Genomic DNA, 25,975 nt, shown 5'->3' on the forward strand with positions numbered 1-25,975 from the left:
TTTACTATTTATCTTGTTAACGCTTTATTTGATTAAAGCGGGTTGTTTGATTAAAGCTCGCTAATGCGAATTAGTCAAATTAACCTTCGCTGCGACGGTTGCGTGAGAAGCTACGCTCGCCACGGTGGCTACCACGGTGATCGCCACCACGGTTGCGGTCGAAGCGACGCTCACCATCACGACCGCCTTCACGACGGTTACCACCATCACGCTGACCATCGCGCTGGCCTTCACGTTGACCATCGCGCTGACCGCGGTGACCTTGACGAGCGCCATCGCGACGTGCACCGTCACGACGACCACCGCCACCCTCACGGCGACCACGAGGCTCACGGAAGTCAGTGAACTCAACGACAACTGCGCCTGCTTCTTTTTGGCGAATACGCAGTTTACGCAGTTTACCAGCAACGTCTGAAGTCATCTGCTTAGGTAGCTGAACATACGTTGATTCACGGTCTAGTTTAATCGCACCGATAGAGCCTTTGGTCAGACCCAATTCGTTTGCTAGTGCGCCAACGATATCTTTAACCTGAACACCCTGCTCACGACCAACTTGCAGTTGGTAAGTATCCCAATCACCTTGGAAACGCTCACCGCCACGACGCTCACCATCACGACCGCCTTCACGACGCTCTTTACGACGTTTTTTGTCGCGTTCGATGGCATCAATCATCGGATCTGCACCCACGTAGAATAGAGGACGCTTACCTTGCTGACGCTTAAGTAGAATCGCTGCTAGAGTCGTTGCGTCGATCTCTAGGTTCTCTTGTAGTTGTTCAACAAGCTCAGCAAATTTCTCAAGTGCTTTGTGCTCTTTCTCTTGCTCAAGTTCTTGACCAAGTTTCACTAGGCGAGCTTGTGCAACAACGTCGCGTAGCGGAAGTTGAATCTCTTCCATTGATGACTTAGTGACACGCTCAATGGTGCGAAGCATACGAATCTGGTTAGTACGAACCAATAGGATCGCTTTACCTTTACGTCCAGCACGACCGGTACGACCGATACGGTGGATGTATGATTCAACATCAAATGGGATATCGTAGTTAAATACGTGAGTAATACGCGGTACATCAAGACCACGAGCGACTACGTCAGTTGCAACCAGAATATCGATCACACCTTGTTTGATATGATCAACGGTACGCTCACGTTGAGACTGTGGAATATCACCGTGAAGTGCTGACGCTTTGAAGCCACGCGCTGATAGCCAATCAGCTAGACGCTCTGTGTCTTGACGAGTACGGACGAATACGATTGAAGCGTCGGTTTCTTCGGTTTCAAGTAGACGAGACATTGCTTCGTCTTTCTCTATACCTTTTACAACCCAGAACTGCTGTTCTACTTTATCTACGGTGTGGTTTTTACCTGCAACGTCGATATGCTCTGGGTTACGTAGGAAACGCTCAACAATGTTTTTCAGCATTGGAGGCATAGTCGCAGAGAAAAGCACGCGCTGTGCTTCTGCTGGCGCTTGTTCCATGATCCAAGTTACATCGTCAACAAAGCCCATGTTTAACATTTCGTCTGCTTCATCAAGCACGAAAGTATGAACTTCATCTAGGTGTAGACGGTCACGGTTGATAAGGTCTTGAACACGGCCAGGAGTACCAACGACAACGTGAGCACCTGATTTAAGTGCACGCATCTGGTCAACGATTGAAGCACCGCCGTAGATTTCAAGAACTTTAAGACCTTTGATGTCACGACCAAGGTTTTTCATTTCTGCCGCAACCTGAATTGCTAGCTCACGCGTTGGCGCAAGTACGATAGCCTGAGGCTTACGCTGGTTCAGATCGAGTTTGTTTAGTAGAGGCAGAGAGAAAGCGGCTGTTTTACCTGTACCCGTTTGTGCTTTACCTAACGCATCTTTACCTGCTAGCAAGTGTGGAATAGCAGCAGCTTGAATAGGTGTTGGTGAAACAAAACCCATTCCGTCAAGAGCAGATAGAATAGCGTCGTTCAGAGCGAGTTCGCTGAACTGAATAGAAGAATCTTGCATTGGGATCCCATTTACGTTGATTAATTAAGGTCCCACTAGCTCTACCAATTCCAAACCGATCCAAAGTCAAATAAAAACAATAACTTTTAGAGCTGATTCCTTTCAGATGCGGACGAGTAACAAATCGCATCAAGCCGTTAGGGACGTAACAAAGGGCGCAGATTATTCACCAATTGTATCCAAAAAGCTAGAAAAAATTGAAATACATCACAATTTTCTCCGCAGGAGGACGATTTAGCGTTAAATTTATGCACTTCGTCATTGGATCCTAGACCATTTTCGGCTAGGCAACCGCATTGGCATTGGGTATAGTGACTCCACTTTCATAGCCAAGATTAAGATTCATGTTTCAAGACAACCCGCTACTCGCGCAATTAAAGCAGCAAATCCAAGAAAATCTGCCAAAAAAAGAAGGCACTATCAAAGCTACCGAGAAAGGCTTTGGCTTTTTAGAAGTAGACGCTAAGACCAGCTTTTTTATTCCGCCTCCTTATATGAAAAAGTGCATTCATGGCGATAAAGTGGTCGCGATTATTCGCACAGAAAAAGATCGCGAAGTCGCTGAGCCTCAAGAGTTGCTTGAACAATCTATGGAGCGCTTTATCGGACGTGTAAAGCGAATCAAAGGCAAACTCGTTGTCGTGCCAGACCATCCTCAGTTAAAGAAACTGCAACTCAATGCCAAGACTCGTAAAGGTATCAAAGCAGACGACTTAAACGAAGGCGATTGGGTGGTGGCATTTTTGATCCAACACCCTTTAAAAGGCGACAACCATTTCTTAGTCGAGATCACAGACAAGATTACCGATACTGACGACAAAATTGCGCCATGGTGGGTAACGCTGGCACAAAATGACCTGCCGAACAGTGAACCCGCAGGGATCGAAGACTGGCAATGTAAAGACGATCAGGCTTTGGTTCGTGAAGACTTAACTCACGTTCCTTTCGTCACGATTGATGGCGCATCAACCAAAGATATGGACGATGCCTTATATGCGACGACTAACGCGAAAGGTGATTTCGAGCTAACGATAGCCATTGCAGATCCTACCGCTTACATTACGCCCGACGATGAGATGGATAAAGTGGCGCGCCAACGTGGCTTCACTATTTATCTACCGGGTCGCAATATTCCCATGCTACCGCGTGATCTTGCTGATGATCTGTGTTCTCTGCATGAGGGTGAACAACGCCCAACGCTTTGCTGCCAAGTGACAGTAAGCCAAGACGGTGTTATTCAAGACGATATTCGTTTCTTTGCAGCGAATATCCAGTCTCACGCTCGCTTGGTGTATGACCATGTGTCTGATTGGCTGGAAAATGGCAACAGCGAACAATGGCAACCTTCTGAGCCGATTGCTCAAGTGGTTTCTGAGTTACATAAATTTGCTCAAGCTCGTGCGGCATGGCGTGAACAAAACGCGGTGGTCTTCCCAGATCGTCCAGATTACCGTTTTGAATTAAGTGAAGACAACGATGTTATTGCTATTCACGCGGATATGCGTCGCAGTGCCAACCGCTTAGTAGAAGAAGCGATGATCACCGCGAACATCTGTGCCGGTCGTGTATTAAGCAAAGAGTTTGGCTTAGGCGTCTTCAATACGCATCTTGGCTTTAAAGCAGACAAGCTTAAAGATGTGTTGGAGTTGGTGAATCAAGATAAGCAAGGCGAACCGTACTCTGAAGAACAGTTGATTTCACTGGAAGGCTTTGCACAACTACGCCGTGAACTTGCTAGCCTTGAATCCAGCTATTTAGACAACCGTATTCGCAAGTATCAGGCTTACAGTGAAATCAGTAACCAGCCAGATGCGCACTACGCGATGGGATTGGATGTGTATGCAACATGGACCTCTCCGATTCGTAAATATGGCGACATGGTTAACCACCGATTGTTAAAAGCACATATCTTGAAACAAGAGCCAGTACAAAAGCCAGATGATGCGTTGGGTGAAGAGCTTTCGATTCATCGCAAGCATCATAAGATTGCCGAACGCACAGTTGGTGATTGGCTATATGCTCGTACTTTGGTGGATGCTCCGCAACAAGGTACGGAATTTACTGCTGAAATCTTCGATATCAACCGTGCTGGTATACGCGCTCGTCTGATCGAAAACGGGGCTGGTGTATTTATTCCAAATTCCCTCGTGGTTGCCAATAAGCAACGTATCGAAAGCAACAAAGAGCAAGGAACCGTATCCATCGATAAAGTGGTTGAGATGAAACTGGGCGATCTGTTGAAAGTCACACTCGCAGAAGTGAATCTAGACACTCGCAGTCTTGTCGCAAAACCGGTCGTTCAATTTGCTGAGCCAGTAGCAGAGCAAGAACAACAAGCCTAGCCCCTTGACTTCAAACTCAGCTCAATACTAAACACAACTGCAAAGAGCCTTTCGGGGCTCTTTCTTTTTATGAGCGTGATTCACACTGCTTCATAGACCTTGATTGCTTCATAGACATAGCTTAATTAACATAGCTTCGTAAACATAGCTTCATAAACAGTGCTCCATTAATACTGCCTACTTCATTAATACAGCTGCTACGATTAAATTGTTTGCAAATGATGCTTTCGTTGTTGATTAGCAATAATAATTCCTCGATAAAAAATCACTTCTCGCAAATAGAAAGCATCACTTGCTTACAAATGACCATAATAATCTAGATTAAATACAGCAACCATGAGGGTTAAAGCTCGACCAACCCTGATTTTCTAAAGCAGTGATAAGTCATAAATTTTAAAAAGTGAGTTTTTAAAATCAAAGCTGTTTGCCTGAGCTTTAATTTACCGTCACTTTGGTCAGTTCTATAATATTACTTACGCTATACTTATCGAAAATTCGTTTTTTGTAAGTGCTTACTGTTTTATCACTAATAGAAAGAAGCGCGGCAATTTCCTTGTTATTCTTTCCTTGAAGCAAGTAGTTCATTACCACAACTTCACGACTCGACAATTTTTTCTGCCTATCGACTTGACGTGCATTTTGTTTAAATTTAAAGAAAGTATAGCCGTGGTAAATCCCTTCAATGGCATCGCGTAGGATGCTATGTTCTTCAGATTTGCACACATAACCATCTGCACCTAACTTAAACGCCATTTCGCTAAAAAGATAGCTTTGCTCTGCGGAGAAAAACAGCACTTTACCTTTGTAACCGTGTGACTTAATACGGCGATAAAAATCAAAGCCGTCACAATCCCCTAAGTTAACATCGAGAATAAGTAAGTTAATCGAACCTTCTTTCAATTTCGCCAAAGATTTGTTGGCATCGGTTAAGATTTCCACTGATTCGACATACTTTAGGTCTAACACTAAACTCTTGATTGCAATACCGACCAGAGGGTGATCATCTAAAATTAGGCAATTTAATTTTTCCATTATCATTTTACTCCATTAAATAAAATGCTCTAGTGGCAAGGGTCGACTAAAGTAATACCCTTGGCACAAGTCGATTTTATATTTTTTCAAAAACTCATATGTTTCTTTATCTTCAATTCCTTCTGCAACCAGCTTTAATTCCAAACTGTGAGCCATATGAGAGATAAAACTCAATATTTGCTGGTTTTTTTTGTTACTAATAATATTTTTGACAAACGATTGATCAATTTTCAGCTCGTTAAATGGCAAACGAGAGAGCTTCAACAGAGAAGAGTAACCTGTTCCAAAGTCATCAATCGATATTGAGACACCATGCACTCTCAATTGCGATACATTTTTGAATAATTGAAAGCTCTCTTTGTAGTAATCTGTCTCGGTAATTTCAACCGTAAAATGCGTCGGATCGATATCATGCTCACTGCACAATGCTAAAAAGTGGCGCGCAAAATTGGGGTTTTCAATATTAAAGTGACTCACATTAATTGACACATGGCTCGGTATCCTAGCGAATTTGAGCGCTTGAATAGAATTGAGCATCACAATATCGAACAGCTCATTAAAAAGTTGGCACTCTTCAACAAGGGGAAAAAACCGATCCGGCGTTAACACGCCATACTGCGGGTGCACCCACCTCACTAAAACTTCAACCCCAACCGTCTGCTGCGTCTTATAATCCACGATGGTTTGGTAATAATTCTGTATCTGACCTGTTGCAAAACCCATGAGCAAATCTGACTCTGTCACATTGACCCGATGATTCAAAGGATGAGACATCGGAGTCTGTGACGAGGATTTACCGCGCTGCCACTCTTGGAGCATGCTGCGCAGCCGCTCAGTATTATAGGGTTTGCGTATCGCTCCAATCACATCAAATGCAAACGTCTGACACATGGAGCGAACTGACGAGAGGACCGACGTCTCCAATGCACTAAGCAAAACCACACTGTTGCGGTAACCCACGCCATTTAACTCGATCAACAAATCAATTCCGTCTTGATCAGGCATCAGAAGGTCACAAAAAATCACATCAACATGATGCTGTTTCACGTATAGGACGGCTTGACTTGCGCAACTCTGTTCTACCACAGACGTTACGCCAAGTTGCTTTAGATGCTTACTCAGTATCATCAAATGCAAAGGATGATCATCGACAATCATTACTACGGGCGCGTTACACATGACAGCCTACTCTTGATTCAAGGTGGTCTATTTCTAGCGCAATGCATTGAATCAGTTCATTGCACCTTGAGTCGAACTCTTGTTGAGAGGCTTGCTCGGCAGCCAAACATGCCGCCACGATAGATTGAATCGCGAGTGCCCCTGCGGCTCCTTTAATTCGGTGGATGACTTTACGTCGCTCTGCCGTATTACTCTGACTTTGAAGTTGTTTAATATCCTCGCCCATTGTGGCGTTAAACACTTCACAAATTTGTTGTTGCTCCTCTGCACTATATTGCGCTAGCCATTGGTGCGACTGATTGTGCAATGGCTGTGACAGACCCTGCGACTGCTGTGAGTGATTCTGCGGCGACGGAAGGGGTAAATGTTTTTTAATTACCTGATACAGCTGAACCAAAGTGTAAGGTTTATAAATAACCTCATTCAAACGTTCGTTCTGGCAAAATGTATTGTCATGTCGAGGATCTTCAGCGGTAATCCCAATCACTAGCAGTTGTGTGAAGCGATCATCACTGGCAATGCGCTCAACCAACTGTGATCCGTCCAAAACAGGCATGTGGTAATCTGTCACCAGTAGTTGCGTGTCGGGATGTTGACTGAGATGTTTCCACGCCTCACTGCCGTTGTTCACAGCAACCGCTTTAATTCCAAATTGAGCTAATTGAATACACAAAATGTCTTGGTTGATCGGACTGTCCTCAGCCACCAACGCCACGACATCTAATGGCTCAAATTCCTGATTGATTGATAAGTTAACATCCGCTTGAACTCCCAAGGGCGAGTCATGACCCACAAACCATTCTGTCTGTTGTTCCGTCGTGACGTCTTCAGCTAAATCGTTGGGTAAAGTAGCGGGTAGAGAAACCGTCATGGTAGTGCCAATAGAAAACTCACTACTGATAACCAGTTGTCCGCCCATTTTTTCAAGCAGCTTATCGACGATGCTTAGCCCTAAACCTGTGCCACCAAATCGCCTTGTCACACTGTCGTCAGCCTGTACAAAGGGAGAGCGCACCGCTTCAATTTGTGACGGTTTCATGCCGATACCGCTATCTTCAATCTCAAGAATTAATCTCTCCGCCTGAACATAGATATGGGTTCGAACAAAACCTTCGGAGGTAAATTTCATCGCGTTTGATATTAGGTTCGAAACAATCTGAACCAAGCGTTGCGAGTCAAGGTAAAAGCAGCCATCTGCCGAATCATCAATTTGGATCAGAAAGCTCAGCCCTTTCGCTTTCGCTTGTGCTTCAAAGCTTGAAATCGTCTGTTGTAACACTGGCTTTATCTCGACACATCGGTTGTCAATATCCAAATGACCCTCTTGTAATTTAGAGAAGTCTAATATCTCATCAACCAGTCGATTAAGGTGCTGTATTGAAGCGGCGGCTTTCTCCAGTAAATCTTCTTGGTCTACGAGATAACTCGGACTGCGAACAAGATCTAGAATCCCGTGAACCGCCGAAATTGGCGTTCTGAGCTCATGACTCATTGTTGCCAAGAAACGTTCTCTTGCTTTAATCCCGCTTCTTGCCTCAATGTTGGCTTTTTCCAGTGCCAGTTCTTTCTGTTTTAACTGAGAAATATCATGGAGTACCGCCAAGGAAAATTCTTGACCGCTAACGGGAGAAGATATTTTCTTATGCTCGTACCACACATGCTCTAATCCCAAACCGCAAGCCTGCGCCTTGTTTTTAAGATCAGAATCTTTGGGATCTGAGTCTGTGGGGTCAAATAAGTTCTTAACCGCTATTTGCTTTTGTGGATAGCGGGAGGCTTGTTGTAGCAAGCTGCAATGGCGACATTTACCGCTGCGGTACTGATAACAATTACTGAGAATAATTGAATCTTTCTCATCACTGATAAAAATTAGGCTTTGTACTTCATTGATAATATTTTCAAGCCATTGCTTGCCTCGCTCCTCATTGTCGGCATTCGCCTCGGCAAGCCGGATCTTTAATTGCAAGTGCTTCACGACCAAATAGGTCAACGCGAGTAACACCACAAAAACCGCAACAGCTGACAGTATCCACTGAGTGAGACGCTGGCTATCGACGCCATACACCAAGCTAAAGTGACGATAAGGACGGTATAACCGATCAACGTCGTCTTTATTAACGAAGCTCAAGATGCTATTCATTAATTTAAGCAGTTCGCTTTTTTGTGGATTGACCGCAAAGGCGAGATTGATTAGCAGTGGCGGCTGTTGACCAAAGTCCATATCTGAAAACGTATCTTGGGCGATAAAAGACAGCGCCACCTTTTTGGGTAAGTACGCCGCCGCTACCTCGCCTGATTTCACATCGGCTATCAGGGTTTGAATATCCTGATAGCGCTGGTATTGATTTAGGTCGTTAGACATCAATACTGTCGCGCCTTGGTTTTTAACCCCACTCACCAACACTCCGATTTTCGCTGTGCTCGCTCCAGTAGCGCTTTGCTTCGCCAACTCCATTGAGATAAATTTAGAGCTCATAAATGGGATGGTCACTCCCCAATCTAAATGAGGTTTCGGGTTGGTGTAAGCAACAATGACAAGATCGGCAGTGAATGGGTTGAAGCCACCACTCAGATGCTCTTCGGGCGCAACATATTGAAAATTTAACCCAGTGCGTGAGCGTAAAAACTGAAATAAATCGGGTAAAAACCCCTCAAGGTCGCCATCGCTTTCATACAGAAACGGATAGCGACTGTCGTTAATGCTGTAGGTAATCGGAACATCCGCGCCATAGCGTTTTTGAAACGCCAGTAAGGTATTGCTGCTGATGTGATAGCGATTTTTGGAAGCAATGCTGCGAACATTTAGTCCTTGCTGCTCCCAAAGCAAGACTTCATTCACTTTGTCTACCAACCATTGATGCTGCTTGTTAACCAGCAAACGCGCATCATCGAAGCGACTCCATTTAGGTTTCACAACCAAGCCGTTCATTTCATTGTTGCGCTCTAAAAACTCACTAATACCAACGTAACTACCGCTGAGAACATCCGCATTCGACGCGTAGACGGCTTCAAATGCTTGCTGCACATTTTGAACCAGATAAATATTGTCAATTCCTTGTTTGGTGAGCTGTTCACAGTCGGTTGACCCCTTTACACAAGCCCAACGAAGCTCATCTGCGGGAATGTCAGCAAGACTGGCATCACGATACCAGCTATAAGCTTGAGCGCGAAAAACGGGATTGGAAAATAGAAATCGCTTTTGACGCTTTTCGGTTTGGCTCAAACCTATGGTGCCATCAACTTCACCCTGCTCTACGGCGTCAAGCAGCACATCAATCGAAGGGTAGGCTTTCAGTTGGTAATGCAAACCTAACGCTAAAAATATATTGTCTAAATAGTCGAGATTGATTTTAAAGAAAGGGCTAACGCTCTCTGATAATGGTTTATCTGAATTCACCTCAGCGACAATTCCGAATAGCAGTGAATCTTCTGCTATCTGCTCTTGCTCAGCATAAACATCGTCGCTAGAAACCAATAAAACGACGGCAAGCAGGCTGACATTGAATACAACCTGAGCAAAGGGGATAAATCGTTTGATTAACACTGTATTTTTAATGACTTGTAATTTTAATGACATGGCGACTTCCTAACCTGACGCCAGCCAGAATAATTTGCTACGGTTCTTTGTCAAACAAGGGGGGTGACAAGAGATTCAATAACCTATTGAATACCAATAGGAAATGATAACTTGTCATAAATTTCCTACACTCATTTCAAGCACGCACTACGCATCCAGACAAGTTAGACTGACTTAACATGAATCATTTATCGATGTGCATGTATTAAAAATATCGGCAAGAACACAAGATAGTCTGACGGACTTTCATTTATAGCGACTAGCGTACTGCGATGTATTATCAGTCGTTACTAACAATCATCAGCACCAAAAATCATCACCAAAAGTCATCACTGGGGTCTTCTTCAATCATTTTCATGATTTGAGCAAGATCTGTGCTCGTGGGAAGTGGGGGGTAAGCGTCCCACAAGGAAGCACTATTTTCTTGATAGATGGACAATCGCCATTGCTTTAGCTGATCATCAAATTCTACCTTGGCGACAGGCAGGATATAGTCTGGATTGGTTGAGTCCAATAAGTAACTCGCTTTAGAAAACACCACGCAGTTCGGCTTCATCTCAAATAGAGACTTACCAAACTCAACCGCGACATTCTGATTGCGATTGTTGCAAACGGTTTGTGCTGAGCGTTCCAAACGACATTGGGACATTTGAATCAAGGTCATAGGCACCTTTCCATCAATCCAATTCTCTTACAACTATAACTGCAATTAACCGACTTTGTTAACATCCGGTTGTATGATTTTTCAAGCCACTTAGCCAAGGCTGACAATTAAGGCTTGCTCTATCAGTATCAAGACAGCGCTAAGGGTATCAAGATAGCGTTATACCTAGTTTCAGCTGAATTCAATTCACAAAAGTGTCATCTAAACGCAATATGATAAAAAACAATATCTTCTCATTGGAAATGGAGTTAAACCATGTATCGTGTTGTACTTGCTGCACTGCTTGCCATCACCTTTTTAAAGCCAGCAATGGCTGCAGAACAAATTACTGTGTCAGGCTCAACGTCTGTCGCACGTGTTATGGATGTTTTAGCCGAGCAGTTCAATGCCCAGCAAACGGATAGCTACGTCGCAGTACAAGCCGTAGGGTCAACCGCAGGTGTTACCTTGGTAGAAAAAGGCGTGGCTGATATTGGCATGACAAGTCGTTATCTTACTGAAAGAGAAGATACTGAAGCACTTGAAGTCTTCCCTATTGCTTACGATGGTCTGGCAATTGTCGTGAACGTCGCCAATCCCGTGACTAACCTTACCCCTGAACAATTGTATGATATCTACAAGGGTAAAGTGACAAACTGGAAACAGGTGGGTGGCGAAGACCAACGTATCGCGGTGGTCACCCGTGAAGCCTCTTCAGGGACGCGTACTAGTTTTGAAAGTATTCTGGGTTTAACTCGCATCATTAACAACCGCTTCGTTTCCGACATTAATCCAACTAATTTGGTCGTGAACAGTAACAGCATGGTTAAAACCATTGTGACGAATAACACCCACGCTATCGGCTTTGTTTCTGAGGGGTCGGTTGATCGTTCGATCAAAGCGATTCAATTCGATGGGGTCGACGCAACGAGTGGCAATATTTCAACGGGTAAATATGGGCTTGCCCGTCCATTCCTTATGCTGCATAACGCGGATAGTGTCGAAGACGGTGCAGATAAATTTATCAAGTTTGTGCTTTCAAAAGAAGGACAAGCCATCATCGAAGAGTATGGCTATACCGCTATTAAGCAGTAACCAGCGCACGGTTGCCCTGCCCTATAACGACCCCAATTATCTCAGCACGCGAGGTAATTGGGGTACACTGACAACTAGCCTTGACGTAAGTCCAACATACCTTGAGTCACAATAAAGTCGATAATGGTATCCAGCCCTTTGCTCTCTTTTAGGTTGGTAAATACATAAGGCTTGGTCGGGCGCATACGTTGTGTATCCGACTCCATCACTTCTAGCGACGCTCCGACATAGGGCGCAAGGTCAATCTTATTGATCACCAAAAGATCAGAACGAGTAATCCCCGGACCACCTTTACGAGGGATTTTTTCACCCTCTGCTACGTCAATCACATAGATGGTCAAGTCTGCTAATTCTGGGCTAAAAGTAGCACTCAGGTTATCACCACCACTCTCAACAAAGACCACATCTAGATTCTTATGAAGTTTTGCCAATTCTTCCACTGCCGCTAAGTTCATCGACGCATCCTCACGGATCGCGGTATGAGGACAGCCACCCGTTTCAACACCAATGATACGATCTGGCGCTAACGCTTCCGCTCGGGTCAAGATTTTGGCATCTTCTTGGGTATAGATATCATTGGTCACCACCGCGATGTTGAGTTTGTCGCGAATTGCTTTACACAACACTTCCAACAGTGCAGTTTTTCCTGAGCCAACAGGACCACCAATGCCAATTCGTAACGGCTGTTTATAACTTTCCATATGCTTCCTTTTACTTACTGCACCGACTATGACCGGAACAATCTTGTATATTGTGTTTCGTGTAAACTACTGGCTATAGACACCGATGGGGTAAAACTGCCGATCATCCACTCTTCAATAGCATCTGAGCGTTCAATCGCCTGTGCAAAACGATTAGAGAGGGAGATCAAAGCCAACTGACCATCGGTTTGTCCCAATGGCACTAATTTCACTCCAGCCATCACCAGATTTTCAGCCCAACTCCAAAGGTATCCCTGTTTTAGCTGTTGCAAATCAATCTGCCAATAGACAGCCGCAACACATAGACCCAGCAATTGGCACGGCGGAAATTGATCGAGTTCAATGCCCTCTAGCTTCACTTCCAGTCGATTAAGCAACGTATTCAGAGCCAGACCGCGCTGACGCTCTTCGGCTCTTAGCTCCTTAGTTTCTCGACTCGCTAACAGTAACTGACACGATTGTTTAATCACGTCTTTGTCACCTTGCCGCAAGGCAAGGTAAAGCTTGTCAATGATGGGTAACTCCAACGTCGCAACGCTATTGTTGAGCATATTCTCAAGCCACTGCTCCATCGACACTCTGTCTTTCACCCATTCAGCTTCTACCGCCCATTCCAAGCCTTGGGAATAAGTGAACCCCCCAATCGGCAAAGATGGACTGATTAGCTGAAATAAGCGATAACAGGCAACGTTCGCAGGCTGACTCTGTGGGTCATGCTCTTGCATTAAACCGTGTCTGTTATCTACCACTGCTTTTTCAGCATTCGACATATTAAGCATTCGACACTCTAAACAACCAACACCAGCGCTGAACTCACGGCAGCAACGCCGACAGACAACCAACGCGATGCCGCGAGTTCACCTAGCTTAACGCCTAGCGCCATTAGAGCAGTCGCCGAAATAGCCATACCTAAAGTGAATTGGGCAACCGTGCCTTGCGCTTCAACACCATGCGCGTAGCCGTGGAAAAAAACCAAACCGATACACAGTGAAACCGCCGCCTTCATCATAGTTTGAGAAGCACTAAATGCTTGCCAAAGTGCCGCACTCACAACAAACAATGAACTAACAATCGCCAACTCAACACCCGATACCAGACCAAACTGATGTCCTGACATCACACCCACGACCAACATCGCTAATGCGCCGCCAATCAGTGATGCTTTTGCTTTCATAGAGAGTCGTAGGCAGCCAAGTAATAGACCAAACGCGACCAGCATAATTAAATGATCGAGACCGGTGATCGGATGCAAAAGACCGCTCGAAAACGCCGTCGATTCATGTCCGGGGTGCGCCATCGCCGCCACAGGAGAGAGGGAAAGTGTTGCGATTGCTAGGTTGCGAAATACCATTTTCATAATGAATCCTTGTCTTGATTATGGTTTAGTTATTAATTTGAAAATTACTGATGATGTGACCATTAATGGTGATGATGGTGACCGCCACCACCTTTGCCGCCGTAGGCACCACCTTCGGGTTCAAACGGTTGTGACTCCACCGTCACTTCCGCCCCGAGTCCTTTCACCATATCGTCGAGTACGTGGTCATGTTGATAGCGAACCCAACCCGGTTCAACCTGTAGCGGGACATGGCGATTTCCCAGATGGTAAGCCACTCGAGTGAGCAGGTGCAGATCGCGACAATAAATGGTACTGACAGTTTCTGCGGCCGCTTTCACTTCCACCACCAGTCCACATGCACTCATTAGCTGTTCGCCACCGCGAAGAATATGACCACGAGGTAAAAACAGTCCCGCATCGCGTCCATCGTCTAACACCACTTTCAAACGACTTTTAATGCGACTATCAATAGGTAAACTCAAATAGGCATTGGGATTAGCCGAAGCCTGCTGAGCAATTTCAATCAGTTCTATCATTTCGATTCCTTAACAGCTTGAACCTTGGCTCTAAATTAATCGCTCTAAGCCAATGGTTCTAAGTCAATGATTAAAATAGGAAGTAACGTTGTGCCATCGGCAAGACTTCTGCCGGTTCACAGATTAATAACTCTCCGTCGGCACGCACCTGATAGGTCTGCGAGTCAACTTCAATATTTGGCTGCCAGTCATTGAGCTTCATATCGGCTTTACTGATGGTGCGACAGTTTGACACCACACCAATCTGGCTTCCTAAACCCAGTTGGTCGGCGATACCGGCTTGTGACGCGGCCTGAGAAACAAACAGCATGGAAGTGTTTTGCGACGCCTTGCCATAACTACCAAACATAGAGCGGTAATGAACCGGCTGCGGGGTTGGGATAGACGCATTGGGATCGCCCATCGGTGCCATAGCGATCATGCCACCTTTCAAAATGACACTTGGCTTAACGCCAAAAAATGCCGGTTTCCAAAGCACAAGATCCGCCAACTTACCCACTTCAATCGAGCCAACTTCATGGGCCATACCATGCGTGATCGCCGGGTTGATGGTGTACTTAGCGATATAGCGTTTTAAACGGAAGTTATCACTGTAGCTCGAATCTTCTTTTAGACTGCCTCTCTGCACTTTCATCTTATGTGCGGTTTGCCAAGTACGAGTGATCACTTCACCTACACGCCCCATTGCTTGTGAATCCGAGGCGATCATAGAGAACGCACCGAGGTCATGCAGAATGTCCTCAGCAGCGATGGTTTCACGACGAATACGTGACTCAGCAAAAGCGACATCTTCTGCTATGGAAGGAGATAAGTGGTGACACACCATCAGCATATCTAAATGCTCATCCACCGTATTGACGGTATAAGGACGAGTAGGGTTGGTTGAGGAGGGCAAAACATTGGACTCGCCAGCAGCTTTGATAATGTCAGGCGCATGACCACCACCCGCGCCTTCTGTGTGATAGGTGTGGATCACACGATCACCGATTGCGCCTAATGTCGATTCGACAAAGCCCGATTCATTCAAGGTATCGGTATGAATGGCAACCTGCACATCCATTTCGTCCGCCACGGTCAAGCAGGTGTCGATAGACGCTGGCGTCGTTCCCCAGTCTTCATGTAACTTAAGTCCCACTGCACCAGCAGCGACTTGCTCGGTCAATGCGTCTGGTTGACTGGCGTTACCCTTGCCTAATAGACCAAAGTTCATTGGAAACTGATCCAGAGATTCCAGCATGCGATGCATGTTCCAAGGTCCCGGAGTACAGGTTGTGGCGTTGGTCCCTGTGTTAGGACCCGTGCCGCCACCAATCATAGTCGTGACACCTGAAGCCAATGCTTCTTCAATCTGCTGTGGACAGATAAAGTGAATATGTGAATCAATGCCACCTGCGGTCAATATCGAGCCTTCACCTGCCAGCACTTCAGTGCCGGGACCGATCACTATGGTGACGCCGGGTTGAATATCTGGGTTGCCCGCCTTACCAATCGCCATAATGCGACCGTCTTTGACGGCGACATCCGCTTTGACGATTCCCCAGTAATCAAGCACAACGGCGTTGGTGATCACCAAATCGGGGGTTTCGCTGCTAGGTCGTTGGCTCTGACCCATACCATCACGAATTACCTTACCGCCACCAAATTTGACCTCATCCCCATACACGGTGAAGTCTTTTTCTACTTCTAGCCACAATTCTGTGTCGGCTAGGCGAACCCTATCGCCGACTGTAGGCCCAAACATCTCGGCGTATGCCTGTCTAGAGATACGTGCCATTAACTTATCCTTGTTGATTGTTTTTTATGAGCGCATGCCCATGTCATCGAAATCCTTGATATCGCCAGTTACTTGTTGATATCCCGAGCTGTTTGATATCACCCACTGGCTGATATCGCCACGAACTTGCTACTGGCAACTAAATACGGCCCATCACCTTACCTTGGAAACCATAGACTTCACGTTTGCCGGCAAAAGCCACCAACTCTACCGTTCTCGATTGCCCCGGTTCAAAACGCGTCGCGGTCCCTGCTGGAATATTCAAGCGAAAGCCAAGTGCCTTATCACGGTCAAAACTTAAGGCATTGTTCACTTCATAAAAATGGTAATGGGAGCCGATTTGTACTGGTCTATCGCCAAGGTTCTCGACCTTGATCGTGATGCATTGACGATCGGTGTTGATTTCGATCTCTCCTGAGGCGGTTTCCACTTGCCCGGGTACCATCCCTGAATAGTGCTGACTTGCTGCTGCCATGGGTACTTTCCTTAATCTGCTTTAATCCGCTTTAATTCGCTTTAATTCGCTTTAATCTGCTTAGGGTATTGATAATGCCGTTGACTGGCTAAACGATAGGCTCATGTACCGTAACCAACTTGGTTCCGTCTGGAAATGTCGCTTCCACTTGCACATCGGGAATCATCGAAGCGACCCCTTCCATTACATCCTCAGAGGTAAGCAGTGTCCTACCGAAATCCATCAATTCTGATACCGTTTTGCCCTCTCTTGCGCCCTCTAAAATTGCACTAGAGATATAAGCGATAGACTCTGGATAGTTCAGCTTTAAGCCTTTTTCTTTACGCTGCTGCGCCAGCAGACCGGCACAGAAGATCAGCAATTTGTCCTTTTCTCTTGGTGTTAATTCCATTTTTTATCCCACTATATTTTTATTGCTACTGTGATTTTTATTGCTACTGTGGTGCATCTACTGAGTCAGTCATCAAGTCGCCCAAATACGCGGTGGCGTCGGGACTTCGCCTTGCCAATATTGGCGTGTCAATTGCCAAACTTGGGTAAAGCTGTTTAACATCACTTCGCTCCAATTTGACAACGCTCGCACCACAACCAATCCTTCTAGCTGAGTCGCTGCAATCACTAAGGTTTCGGGTTCGTACTCTTTATGCACCTTAATGAGCAAACTCTGTACCAATTGATAAAAATCTTCATCGTCTGCGGAAATGATCAAAGTACCCACCATGGAATAATTGATTATTCCTATACTTTTCATAAGGTTATCATTACCATCAAAGTTAACCCCTTCCAAAAGAAGTAACTCATCGTCAAGGTAAACCTCTGTTTTTCCTATTAAATGCCCTTGGTCGAATCCCTCTTTTAGTGCAGGTCGCCCAAAGCAGTGCATTTCCCAGCCCAAAAATTGTGCACCCGATTCGAGATGAATTTTCGTATCGAGCCTGACATGAGCATCAGGGAAAAAGATGTTTTCTTGAGGCATCCACTCTAACCTTGAACCCGCAGCGACTTTGAGGTTTTGCTGCTGTTTCGCGTAAGTGGATTCCGAACGATAGAATTTAGTAGCACCGGGGGTCGTAACCACCACTTTAGCGCCACTTTTCGCCTCGCACTGAATATGCAAGGTATCACCACCTACCACGCCACCGGGCGGGTGCAATAAGTAGCAATGGCAAGGGTGCCCTTCGGGATAAAGCGGTCGCTGAATCGCGAGCGGTCCTTTTTGCTGTCGATGTTTTAAAACGGTTTTGTCGCCCCGATCAACAAAGGTCAAACCCAGTTGGGCTTTCCAACCAAACTGGGTATGAGCGTCGATGACTTCACCAAGGGGCAAACCGGCTGATAGGTTATCCGTATCAGCCTGAGGTTGTGCCAGCATTGTCATACTGTGAGGTACTCCTTGATGAGTTTTTCGTTCAACTGTGCCATCTCACCTGTTGCCACTTGACGACCGCGATCAAGAATACAAAATTGATCGCCAACCTTACGCGCAAACGGCAGCTTCTGTTCGACCAGCAATACCGTTAGCCCTAGCTTTTCATTTAGCATACGAATGATGTCACCTATCTCTTGCACGATATTAGGTTGGATGCCCTCAGTCGGCTCATCAAGGATCAATAGCTTGGGATTGACCACCAATGCGCGACCAATCGCTAACTGCTGTTGTTGACCGCCGGAGAGGTCACCGCCTCGACGATGCAGCATCTCCTTTAATACCGGAAATAACTCAAAGATAAACTCTGGGATTTTGCGATCCCCTTTGGCACGAATAGGCAGACCGACCTCAAGGTTTTCTTGTACCGTCAGCATTGGAAAGATCTGACGCCCCTGAGGAACATAACCAATACCCAGTCTCGGTCTGGCTTCTGCGTCATGTTTTAGCAACGACTCGCCGTTTAAGCTGATCTCACCACTCTTTACCTTGACTAAGCCCATGATGCACTGCAACAAGGTGGTTTTTCCGACGCCATTTCGCCCCATCAGCACGGTGCACTTTCCCTCGGGAACTGTCAGTTGCAGATCCCAAAGTGTATGGCTCTCGCCATAAAACTGATTTAATGATTGAATCTCTAACATCTTATTCCCCTAAATAAACCTGTTTCACTTCCGGATGCGCTTGCACTTGGTCCATCGTACCTTCCGCTAAAACATGACCTTGGTGCAGCACGGTAACGTGACTGGCGATGGAGCGAACAAAGTCCATATCATGTTCCACGACCACCACAGAATGTTTACCCGCCAATGAATTGAGCAGCTCCGAAGTACGGTCCATCTCTTGGTGCGTCATACCGGCAACGGGTTCATCAACCAAAAGTAATTTAGGGTTTTGCATCAGTAGCATGCCTATTTCTAGCCACTGCTTCTGACCATGAGAGAGATTACCCGCCGTTAAACGGGATAAATCTTTAAGGTGGATCAACTCAAGCACCGACTCCAATTTATCCAACTGTTCACCGGACATTTTGGCGGTATAGGTTCCCCATACCGAGCGCACACCGGACATCGCTAATTCCAAGTTTTGCCACACCGTCAAACATTCAATCACGGTCGGCTTTTGGAATTTACGCCCGATGCCCGCATTGGCAATTTCCGATTCATTCATATCCAGCAAGTTGATGTTCGAGCCTAACCAAACCTTGCCAGAATCTGGTTTGGTTTTTCCGGTAATGATATCCATCATGGTCGTCTTACCTGCGCCATTTGGCCCAATGATGCAGCGCAATTCCCCCTCTTTGATATAAAGGTTGAGATCATTAATCGCCTTGAAGCCATCGAAGCTCTTATTGACGCCTTCGACATAGAGTAAGACGTTATGGCGCGTATCAATTAAAGGATGATGTTCCGGTTTCAAGAAAGGAAACACCTGATCACGGCGGGTCAGTTCTTGTACCGAGCCTTTAAGTTGCTGAGCGCGATTCAGTACCGTCATGCTGTGACCTCCTCTGTTTTGTCCTTGTCTTTGTTCGACACCGACCGCTTCACTTGAGCGACCTTATCATTGATAAAACCAATCAAGCCTTTCGGGAAATACATGGTCGAAAGCACAAACAATCCACCGAGTGCAAACAACCACACTTCTGGGAATTCCACCGTAAACCAACTCTTGGCGTAATTGATCACCAAAGCGCCCACAATGGCACCAAATAACGTGGCACGACCGCCAAGTGCGACCCAAACGACGACCTCAATCGAGTTCAGTGGTGCAAACTCTCCGGGGTTGATAATGCCTACTTGCGGCACATAAAGCGCACCAGCAATACCCGCAATCACCGCCGATAACACAAACACCCAAAGCTTGATGCCATCGACATCGTAGCCCATAAAGCGGGTTCTCGATTCGGTATCGCGAATCGCCATCGCCACACGCCCCAAGCGACTGTTAATCACGCTACGGCAAACGATATAGCTGACAATCAGCGCCACACCCGTTGCAATAAACAGCGCTATCTTGGTGCTGTCTTGCTGCAAGCTAAACCCTAATATGTCCTTAAAGTCCGTCAATCCATTGTTGCCACCAAAGCCCATTTCATTGCGGAAAAACGCCAGCATCAAGGCATAGGTTAACGCCTGAGTCATGATCGACAGATAGACACCAGAAACCCGCGATCGAAAAGCCAAGTAACCAAACACAAAAGCTAACGCGCCGGGTACTAACACCACCATTAAGCAGGCAAACCAAAACTGGTCAAAACCTTGCCAGAACCAAGGCAATTCTTGCCAGTTTAAGAACACCATAAAGTCAGGAAGAATGGGGTTACCATACACGCCTCGGTCACCGATCTGACGCATCAAATACATGCCCATGGCATAGCCACCCAGCGCAAAAAAAGCACCATGACCGAGACTTAAGATCCCTAAATAGCCCCAAACCAGATCAACTGCGAGCGCCAATAGCGCATAACTGAGGTACTTACCCATTAGAGAAATGGTAAAGGTCTCTACGTGTAATGGATGCCCAACTGGCAATAAGGTGTTTGCCATGGGAATAAAAATAATCGCCGCCAAAATGGTCAACACGGTAATTTGACCGCCTTTGTCACCACGCAACGCAGATAACACGATGGATTTTGACTGCATACCTTGAGGTTGCATACTGCTCTCCTTAACCTTCCGCCGCTCGACCGCGTTGTGGGAATAGACCACGCGGGCGTTTTTGAATAAACAAGATGATAAACACCAGCACTAAGATTTTTGCCAATACGGCACCAGCCCAGGGCTCAAGGATCTTATTGAACAAGCCAAGGCTAAGCCCGGCAACCAAGGTTCCCCATAGGTTTCCAACGCCACCAAACACCACCACCATAAAGGAGTCGATAATATATGCCTGTCCCATATTCGGACCGACGTTGGTGAGCTGTGACAAAGCAACGCCAGCCACACCAGCCACACCCGAACCCAAACCAAAGGTCATGGCATCAACGCGTTCAGAACGAATGCCCATTGCACGCGCCATACCGCGGTTTTGCGACACCGCGCGAACTTGAAGACCGAGTGGAGTTTTCTTGAGGATCATCACCAGTCCAACAAAGACTAAAATGCAGAATAGAATGATATAGAGACGGTTATAGGTCAGAGACAGCATTGGATTTAACTGCATGGCACCTGACATCCACTCCGGTGTACTCACCGAGCGATTTAATGGCGAGAAGATAGAGCGTACCGCTTGCTGGAGAATCAAGCTGATACCAAAGGTCGCCAATAAGGTCTCTAAAGGACGACCATAAAGGTGACGGATCACACTGCGTTCAATCACGATCCCCACCAGACCCGATACCACAAACGCCATCGGAATAGACAATAGCAGGGCTGTCCCCGTAGAGTTTGGCAACAATTGCTGCATTACATAGGTAGTGTAAGCGCCGATCATAATGAGCTCACCGTGAGCCATATTGATGACACCCATCACACCAAAAGTAATCGCTAAGCCGATACCCGCTAACACTAACACCGAGCCAAGGCTCAAGCCGAAGAATACCGTTTCAACACCCGAGTAGAATTTTTGACTCTGCTGGTATTTCCCTAAGCCTTTCTCCGCTGCGGCTAACACCGCTTCATTATCACTGCTCGACAACACCTTATTTAAGGTCTGTAGCACAACAGACTGTTTGTAATCGGATAAGATTTCAATGTCAGCTATTTGCTGCGATGCACTGCTGGCATTAAGCGCACCACTGACCGCTAATGCCAATGTGAGTGCGTTCTGTACATCCGAGTCAGTTTCTTGCTGCTGCTTCTCGTTCAAGCGTTCGATCACCGCCACGTCCGTTTGACCAATTAAGGCTTCCACGGCTGATAAACGTGTGGTTGGGTCAGCACTGTCCAGACCCAGTGCAGCAATCTCCAGACGGATCAGACCGCGTAGTTTGTTATTGACTCTAACCTTTTTGAACAGGCGAGATTTCTCGATCGTCAACTCAGAGCTATCCCACGCATTCAATGCGCTTGGATCTTTTTTGATGTTACTGCTGATATAGAGGGCGCGATAATGCTCGCTTGACTTGTCGTTAAAATAAAACAGGTCACCTTCCAACCATGCCGTCAGAATGGGCTTCGCTGTTGTTGGAGGGTTTTGCTTTACTAGCCACTCAATCGCTTGCTGCTTTTGTGTGTTATTTTTGCCTAATAAGGCATCGGTAAAGCTCTGTATGTCAGTGACACTGGCAGCTGCAAGCTTCGTGCTCAATATAAGGAACACGACTACTTTCAGAATAAATGTCATTATTTTCATGAATGTGTCCTTTTTGCTATCTGATTTTTCTATCTAACTTCCGTGAAACTATTTTGCTAAGAAACTATTTTGCTAGGAAACTATTCGTCTAGGAGCCTATGTAGCTAGGAAACTATGCAAATCGAAAACTAGGCAAATAGAGTGCTATGCAGATAGAAAATAAAAGTGCTTCTATCGAAAGCGATAGAAGCACTAAAACTAGAAAGGGATTACTGGGCGCTGCCAGAACATTTGCTAGTCTCTACGTTAAACGCACCGCACGAGAACGGCTTAGCCCAGCTAGAGAACAGCTTGGCGGATTCTGGCAGGTAGTTTGACCAAGCATCACCCGCCACTAAACCTGTGGTCTCCCAAACAATATCGAACTGACCATCGTCTTGGATTTCACCAATCAATACCGGTTTAGTAATGTGGTGGTTAGCTAGCATGGTTGAATAACCGCCAGAAAGGTTAGGAACCGACACACCGATCAACGCATCTTGAACTTGCTCTGCGTCGGTCGTTCCAGCATTGGTTACAGCTTGTGCCCACATGTTAAAGCCAATGTAGTGCGCTTCCATTGGGTCATTGGTTACACGCTCTTCGCTCTTAATAAACTTCTGCCACGCTTCAACAAACTCGCTGTTTGCGTCAGTGTCGACACTCATAAAGTAGTTCCAAGCCGCAAGGTGACCAACAAGAGGCGACGTATCCATACCTGACAATTCTTCTTCACCGACAGAGAACGCGACAACTGGAATATCTTCAGAAGACATGCCTTGCGCACCAAGCTCTTTATAGAAAGGGACGTTTGCATCGCCGTTGATGGTTGAAACTACTGCGGTTTTCTTACCTGCGGAACCAAACTTCTTGATATCCGATACGATAGACTGCCAGTCAGAGTGACCAAAAGGGGTGTAATTGATCATGATATCTTCTTCAGCGACACCCGCATCTTTCAGGTAGGACTCAAGAATTTTGTTGGTAGTACGTGGATAAACATAGTCCGTACCGGCAAGTACCCAACGCTCAACGCCCAGTTCATCCATCAGGTAATCAACGGCAGGGATGGCTTGTTGGTTTGGCGCGGCACCCGTGTAGAATACGTTTTTCGACGATTCTTCACCTTCATACTGCACTGGGTAGAACAGGATGCTGTCGAGCTCTTCAAAAACAGGCAACATGGATTTACGTGATACTGAAGTCCAGCCACCGAACACAACGTCAACTTTTTCCTTTTCGATCAGTTCACGTGCTTTCTCAGCAAATAGCGGCCAGTTTGAAGCAGGGTCAACCACAACGGCTTCTAATTTTTTGCCCAGCAAACCGCCTTTTTTGTTTTGCTCTTCCACCAGCATCAACACCGTATCTTTAAGAGTGGTTTCACTGATCGCCATCGTGCCCGATAGTGAGTGAAGAACACCCACCTTAATGGTTTCTTCTGCCATTGCCATCGCTGGCACCATAGCAAGAGATAGTCCTGCTGCTGCTAGTTTTGTTTTGAACGTCATGTTCATTGTGCTGCTCTCCTTGTAATGAATATTTATTCAATATTATCCAGATGGACTTATTAAACTATTACAAAACAGTACAAAAAGAGTGCCAATAATTCCTTAGAGGCAGAAGTCTTGGTAACACATTGAATTTTAAATATTTAATCTTTATCCGCACCAAAATATCCACCAATATCCAAACTGGTGCGCATCGTGATAGTGCATGTGCAATAACGCTCTCACCATAATGATCCATACCGTCAAAATTAGAAAGCCAAGAGCGTTATACTGACTCGCCATATGCACCATGATCATTCATGCTCAAAAAAACTTCGATGTTACATCAAATTTAAGTTCTATTCTGCCGCTATCCATAGCTGGCAACCGGGCTATGCAACCCCACTTGCAGCACGCCATGTTCGCATAAAAATTCACCCAACAGAATAATCTAACAATCAAATATCTTACCTATCAATACCCCCACAGACTGACAAATAGCCACAGTTAATCACTGCCAAATTTTGTTTTGATAGTGATATCTCCAAGTTTCCTTAGAAGCAAAAGACTAGATAAATGGTCGTGGAACAGTTGCGAGCAATAAAAAAACCGCAGATGACTTCACCTGCGGTTTTATGTTTAGGAAGTTTATCGCGTTGACTGTCGACAACCTTCAACGTCGGCTTTTTAATCATCGTAAGAGTATGAAAAGTGATAACTCATCACGCCATGATTTGTAAAGCGGCAACTGAATGTAAGAAAGCAGTTAACGCAATTAAGCGCACTCTTCCGTTTGCTGTATATCGTGTTGACGATTTTTTACCGGATTCGCGTAGCTATCAATTAAATATTGCTCGGCACCTTTTGGTAGCTGTGCAAGTTTATCTGCAAGATGTTGCTTGGTTTGCGCCGTCACCGATTCATCCTCAATACCCGCCGCCCATTTATTGATTGGGAACAGGGTGTAGTGGCAGTGGATCTGTCTATCAATTTCAGCCGCCAACGCTTCTGGTGTTTCAAAGTCTTGGTCAATGACGTCACCAAAAGAGACATGGATACGATCTTTACGACCCACAATACCAGTGACGATACTTTCTATATCTTCAAATTCACCTTTTTCATAGCCACCTTTTGTCTCTTTCTCAAACAACTCTTTTGCCTTAGCGATATCACAAGGGTCGTTCTCATAGCAGATAGAAACAGGCACAATTTTTAAACCACGCGCATAATCTGCAAATGGGACTTTTTGCTTACGCCCTTCGACATGAAACATCTTGAGGATCGCCGGATCGGTAAAGTCATTGCCGTCCTTTGCCCGCCCCTCACGTTGTGCAATCCACACCGAATTACCCGTATCAAGAGAGTGCTTGATGTAGGAAGACAAAGTGCCTAACGCTTTCATCATCTCTCTAGGGCCTTTAACTGAACGTTTAACAATAAAACTTTTGTTAATACGCATCAGTTCAGTGGCACAAGGCTTCTTTAGCAAGTTATCGCCAATCGCTATGCGCACGGTTCTATGTTTGCTCTTATACAAGCCATAGTTAACCAAAGCAGGATCCATCGCGATGTCACGGTGATTCGATACAAAAAGGTAAGGAGAGCTTGGATCTAACTTATCCAACCCTTTGAAAACAACCTCTGTCGCTGTCGCATCCAGTGTCTGCTTGAGATACTTTTCAACTTCTTGTTGTACGGCGTCAACACTGTCTAATTTAGCCCACTTAAACTTGAGATAAACCTTAACCAAAGGGCTTGTCATGTTTCTCAACCAAGGGGCAAGATTGGCAAAGCGATAATTGACAATCGCGTTGATAAATTCATCGTCGTTAATTAAACGATTGATCGCCAATGGGATTTCTTCGTCATTGTAAGGACGAATGTCAGAATATAAGTCGTTGTTGTCTGTCATTTTAATTACATCTTATTAGTCACAGCGCTATCATACGCTGCCTGAATAAAGACCGCAGCTAAGTTAATGCTATTTGCAATAAGGTCAGACCACGAACTTACTGCATTGTTCATAATATAGACAAAAAGGCGGTTTTTGTTGGCTTGTGTAGTGACTCGCGCTACCCTGTGACCGTTTTCA

Annotated in this window: 21 protein-coding genes; 2 read left to right on the plus strand and 19 right to left on the minus strand. The window is 45.7% G+C overall.

Features of this window, described 5'->3' with window-relative positions; translation table 11 throughout:
• Positions 1-79 precede the first annotated feature (79 nt).
• Entirely contained in the window at positions 80-1,999 is a 1,920-nt protein-coding gene (locus L9Q39_RS18450; protein ID WP_237486551.1) for a DEAD/DEAH box helicase, read from the minus strand.
• A 344-nt stretch (positions 2,000-2,343) separates the two neighbouring features.
• Here L9Q39_RS18450 and rnb point away from each other — a divergent pair, with 344 nt between their 5' ends.
• The gene (gene rnb, locus L9Q39_RS18455) at positions 2,344-4,341 is read left to right on the plus strand and encodes an exoribonuclease II (RefSeq protein WP_237486552.1); all 1,998 of its coding nucleotides are present in this window, start codon (positions 2,344-2,346) and stop codon (positions 4,339-4,341) included.
• Positions 4,342-4,776: 435 nt separating this feature from the next.
• Here rnb and L9Q39_RS18460 read toward each other — a convergent pair whose 3' ends face one another.
• The 4 genes from L9Q39_RS18460 to L9Q39_RS18475 all read right to left on the minus strand — a co-directional run bounded on the left by L9Q39_RS18460 (position 4,777) and on the right by L9Q39_RS18475 (position 10,793).
• Positions 4,777-5,373, minus strand: a complete 597-nt coding sequence (locus tag L9Q39_RS18460) for a response regulator transcription factor (protein WP_237486553.1) — start codon at positions 5,371-5,373, stop codon at positions 4,777-4,779.
• A gap of 15 nt (positions 5,374-5,388) precedes the next feature.
• Positions 5,389-6,552: an EAL domain-containing response regulator gene (locus L9Q39_RS18465; protein WP_237486554.1), complete on the minus strand. Its 1,164-nt coding sequence runs from the start codon at positions 6,550-6,552 to the stop codon at positions 5,389-5,391.
• Complete coding sequence (locus tag L9Q39_RS18470) at positions 6,545-10,129, minus strand: ATP-binding protein (RefSeq protein ID WP_237486555.1); 3,585 nt, start codon at positions 10,127-10,129, stop codon at positions 6,545-6,547. The genes L9Q39_RS18465 and L9Q39_RS18470 overlap by 8 nt, the downstream gene beginning before the upstream one ends.
• 316 nt (positions 10,130-10,445) lie before the next feature.
• Positions 10,446-10,793, minus strand: coding sequence for a DUF3024 domain-containing protein (locus L9Q39_RS18475; RefSeq protein WP_237486556.1), 348 nt, complete (start codon positions 10,791-10,793; stop codon positions 10,446-10,448).
• Positions 10,794-11,048: 255 nt separating this feature from the next.
• On the opposite strand from L9Q39_RS18475, the gene L9Q39_RS18480 reads away from it, so the two are divergent.
• Positions 11,049-11,867 (plus strand): phosphate ABC transporter substrate-binding protein, encoded by an 819-nt coding sequence (locus L9Q39_RS18480; protein WP_237486557.1) that lies wholly within the window; start codon positions 11,049-11,051, stop codon positions 11,865-11,867.
• Between the two features lie 74 nt (positions 11,868-11,941).
• Here the strand turns inward: L9Q39_RS18480 and ureG are convergent, their stop codons facing one another.
• The 14 genes from ureG to L9Q39_RS18550 all read right to left on the minus strand — a co-directional run bounded on the left by ureG (position 11,942) and on the right by L9Q39_RS18550 (position 25,795).
• Positions 11,942-12,568: an urease accessory protein UreG gene (gene ureG, locus L9Q39_RS18485; RefSeq protein WP_237486558.1), complete on the minus strand. Its 627-nt coding sequence runs from the start codon at positions 12,566-12,568 to the stop codon at positions 11,942-11,944.
• A 26-nt stretch (positions 12,569-12,594) separates the two neighbouring features.
• On the minus strand, positions 12,595-13,293 hold the full coding sequence (locus tag L9Q39_RS18490) for an urease accessory protein UreF (protein ID WP_237487075.1): 699 nt from the start codon (positions 13,291-13,293) through the stop codon (positions 12,595-12,597).
• Positions 13,294-13,355: 62 nt separating this feature from the next.
• Positions 13,356-13,925: a HupE/UreJ family protein gene (locus L9Q39_RS18495; RefSeq protein ID WP_435532852.1), complete on the minus strand. Its 570-nt coding sequence runs from the start codon at positions 13,923-13,925 to the stop codon at positions 13,356-13,358.
• A 62-nt stretch (positions 13,926-13,987) separates the two neighbouring features.
• Positions 13,988-14,443, minus strand: a complete 456-nt coding sequence (gene ureE / locus L9Q39_RS18500; protein ID WP_237486559.1) for an urease accessory protein UreE — start codon at positions 14,441-14,443, stop codon at positions 13,988-13,990.
• 70 nt (positions 14,444-14,513) lie between these two features.
• Positions 14,514-16,217: an urease subunit alpha gene (ureC, locus tag L9Q39_RS18505; RefSeq protein WP_237486560.1), complete on the minus strand. Its 1,704-nt coding sequence runs from the start codon at positions 16,215-16,217 to the stop codon at positions 14,514-14,516.
• A gap of 139 nt (positions 16,218-16,356) precedes the next feature.
• Positions 16,357-16,692, minus strand: coding sequence for an urease subunit beta (locus L9Q39_RS18510; RefSeq protein WP_237486561.1), 336 nt, complete (start codon positions 16,690-16,692; stop codon positions 16,357-16,359).
• 88 nt (positions 16,693-16,780) lie between these two features.
• Positions 16,781-17,083: an urease subunit gamma gene (gene ureA, locus L9Q39_RS18515; RefSeq protein ID WP_237486562.1), complete on the minus strand. Its 303-nt coding sequence runs from the start codon at positions 17,081-17,083 to the stop codon at positions 16,781-16,783.
• A 72-nt stretch (positions 17,084-17,155) separates the two neighbouring features.
• Complete coding sequence (locus tag L9Q39_RS18520; RefSeq protein ID WP_435532864.1) at positions 17,156-18,064, minus strand: urease accessory protein UreD; 909 nt, start codon at positions 18,062-18,064, stop codon at positions 17,156-17,158.
• 2 nt (positions 18,065-18,066) lie between these two features.
• Positions 18,067-18,762 (minus strand): urea ABC transporter ATP-binding subunit UrtE, encoded by a 696-nt coding sequence (gene urtE, locus L9Q39_RS18525; protein WP_237486564.1) that lies wholly within the window; start codon positions 18,760-18,762, stop codon positions 18,067-18,069.
• 1 nt (position 18,763) lies between these two features.
• The gene (urtD, locus tag L9Q39_RS18530) at positions 18,764-19,615 is read right to left on the minus strand and encodes an urea ABC transporter ATP-binding protein UrtD (protein ID WP_237486565.1); all 852 of its coding nucleotides are present in this window, start codon (positions 19,613-19,615) and stop codon (positions 18,764-18,766) included.
• Positions 19,612-20,763 carry an urea ABC transporter permease subunit UrtC gene (gene urtC, locus L9Q39_RS18535; protein WP_237487079.1) on the minus strand — a complete coding sequence of 384 codons (1,152 nt, stop codon included), beginning with the start codon at positions 20,761-20,763 and terminating at the stop codon, positions 19,612-19,614. The genes urtD and urtC overlap by 4 nt, the downstream gene beginning before the upstream one ends.
• A 25-nt stretch (positions 20,764-20,788) precedes the next feature.
• A complete protein-coding gene (urtB, locus tag L9Q39_RS18540; protein WP_237486566.1) occupies positions 20,789-22,414 on the minus strand; it encodes an urea ABC transporter permease subunit UrtB in 1,626 nt (541 codons plus the stop codon).
• A 209-nt stretch (positions 22,415-22,623) separates the two neighbouring features.
• Positions 22,624-23,910 (minus strand): urea ABC transporter substrate-binding protein, encoded by a 1,287-nt coding sequence (urtA, locus tag L9Q39_RS18545; protein WP_435532853.1) that lies wholly within the window; start codon positions 23,908-23,910, stop codon positions 22,624-22,626.
• Between the two features lie 748 nt (positions 23,911-24,658).
• Positions 24,659-25,795 (minus strand): 1-acyl-sn-glycerol-3-phosphate acyltransferase, encoded by a 1,137-nt coding sequence (locus L9Q39_RS18550; RefSeq protein WP_237486567.1) that lies wholly within the window; start codon positions 25,793-25,795, stop codon positions 24,659-24,661.
• Positions 25,796-25,975: the final 180 nt, after the last annotated feature.

Source organism: Vibrio hippocampi (assembly GCF_921292975.1).
Taxonomy (GTDB): Bacteria; Pseudomonadota; Gammaproteobacteria; order Enterobacterales; family Vibrionaceae; genus Vibrio; species Vibrio hippocampi.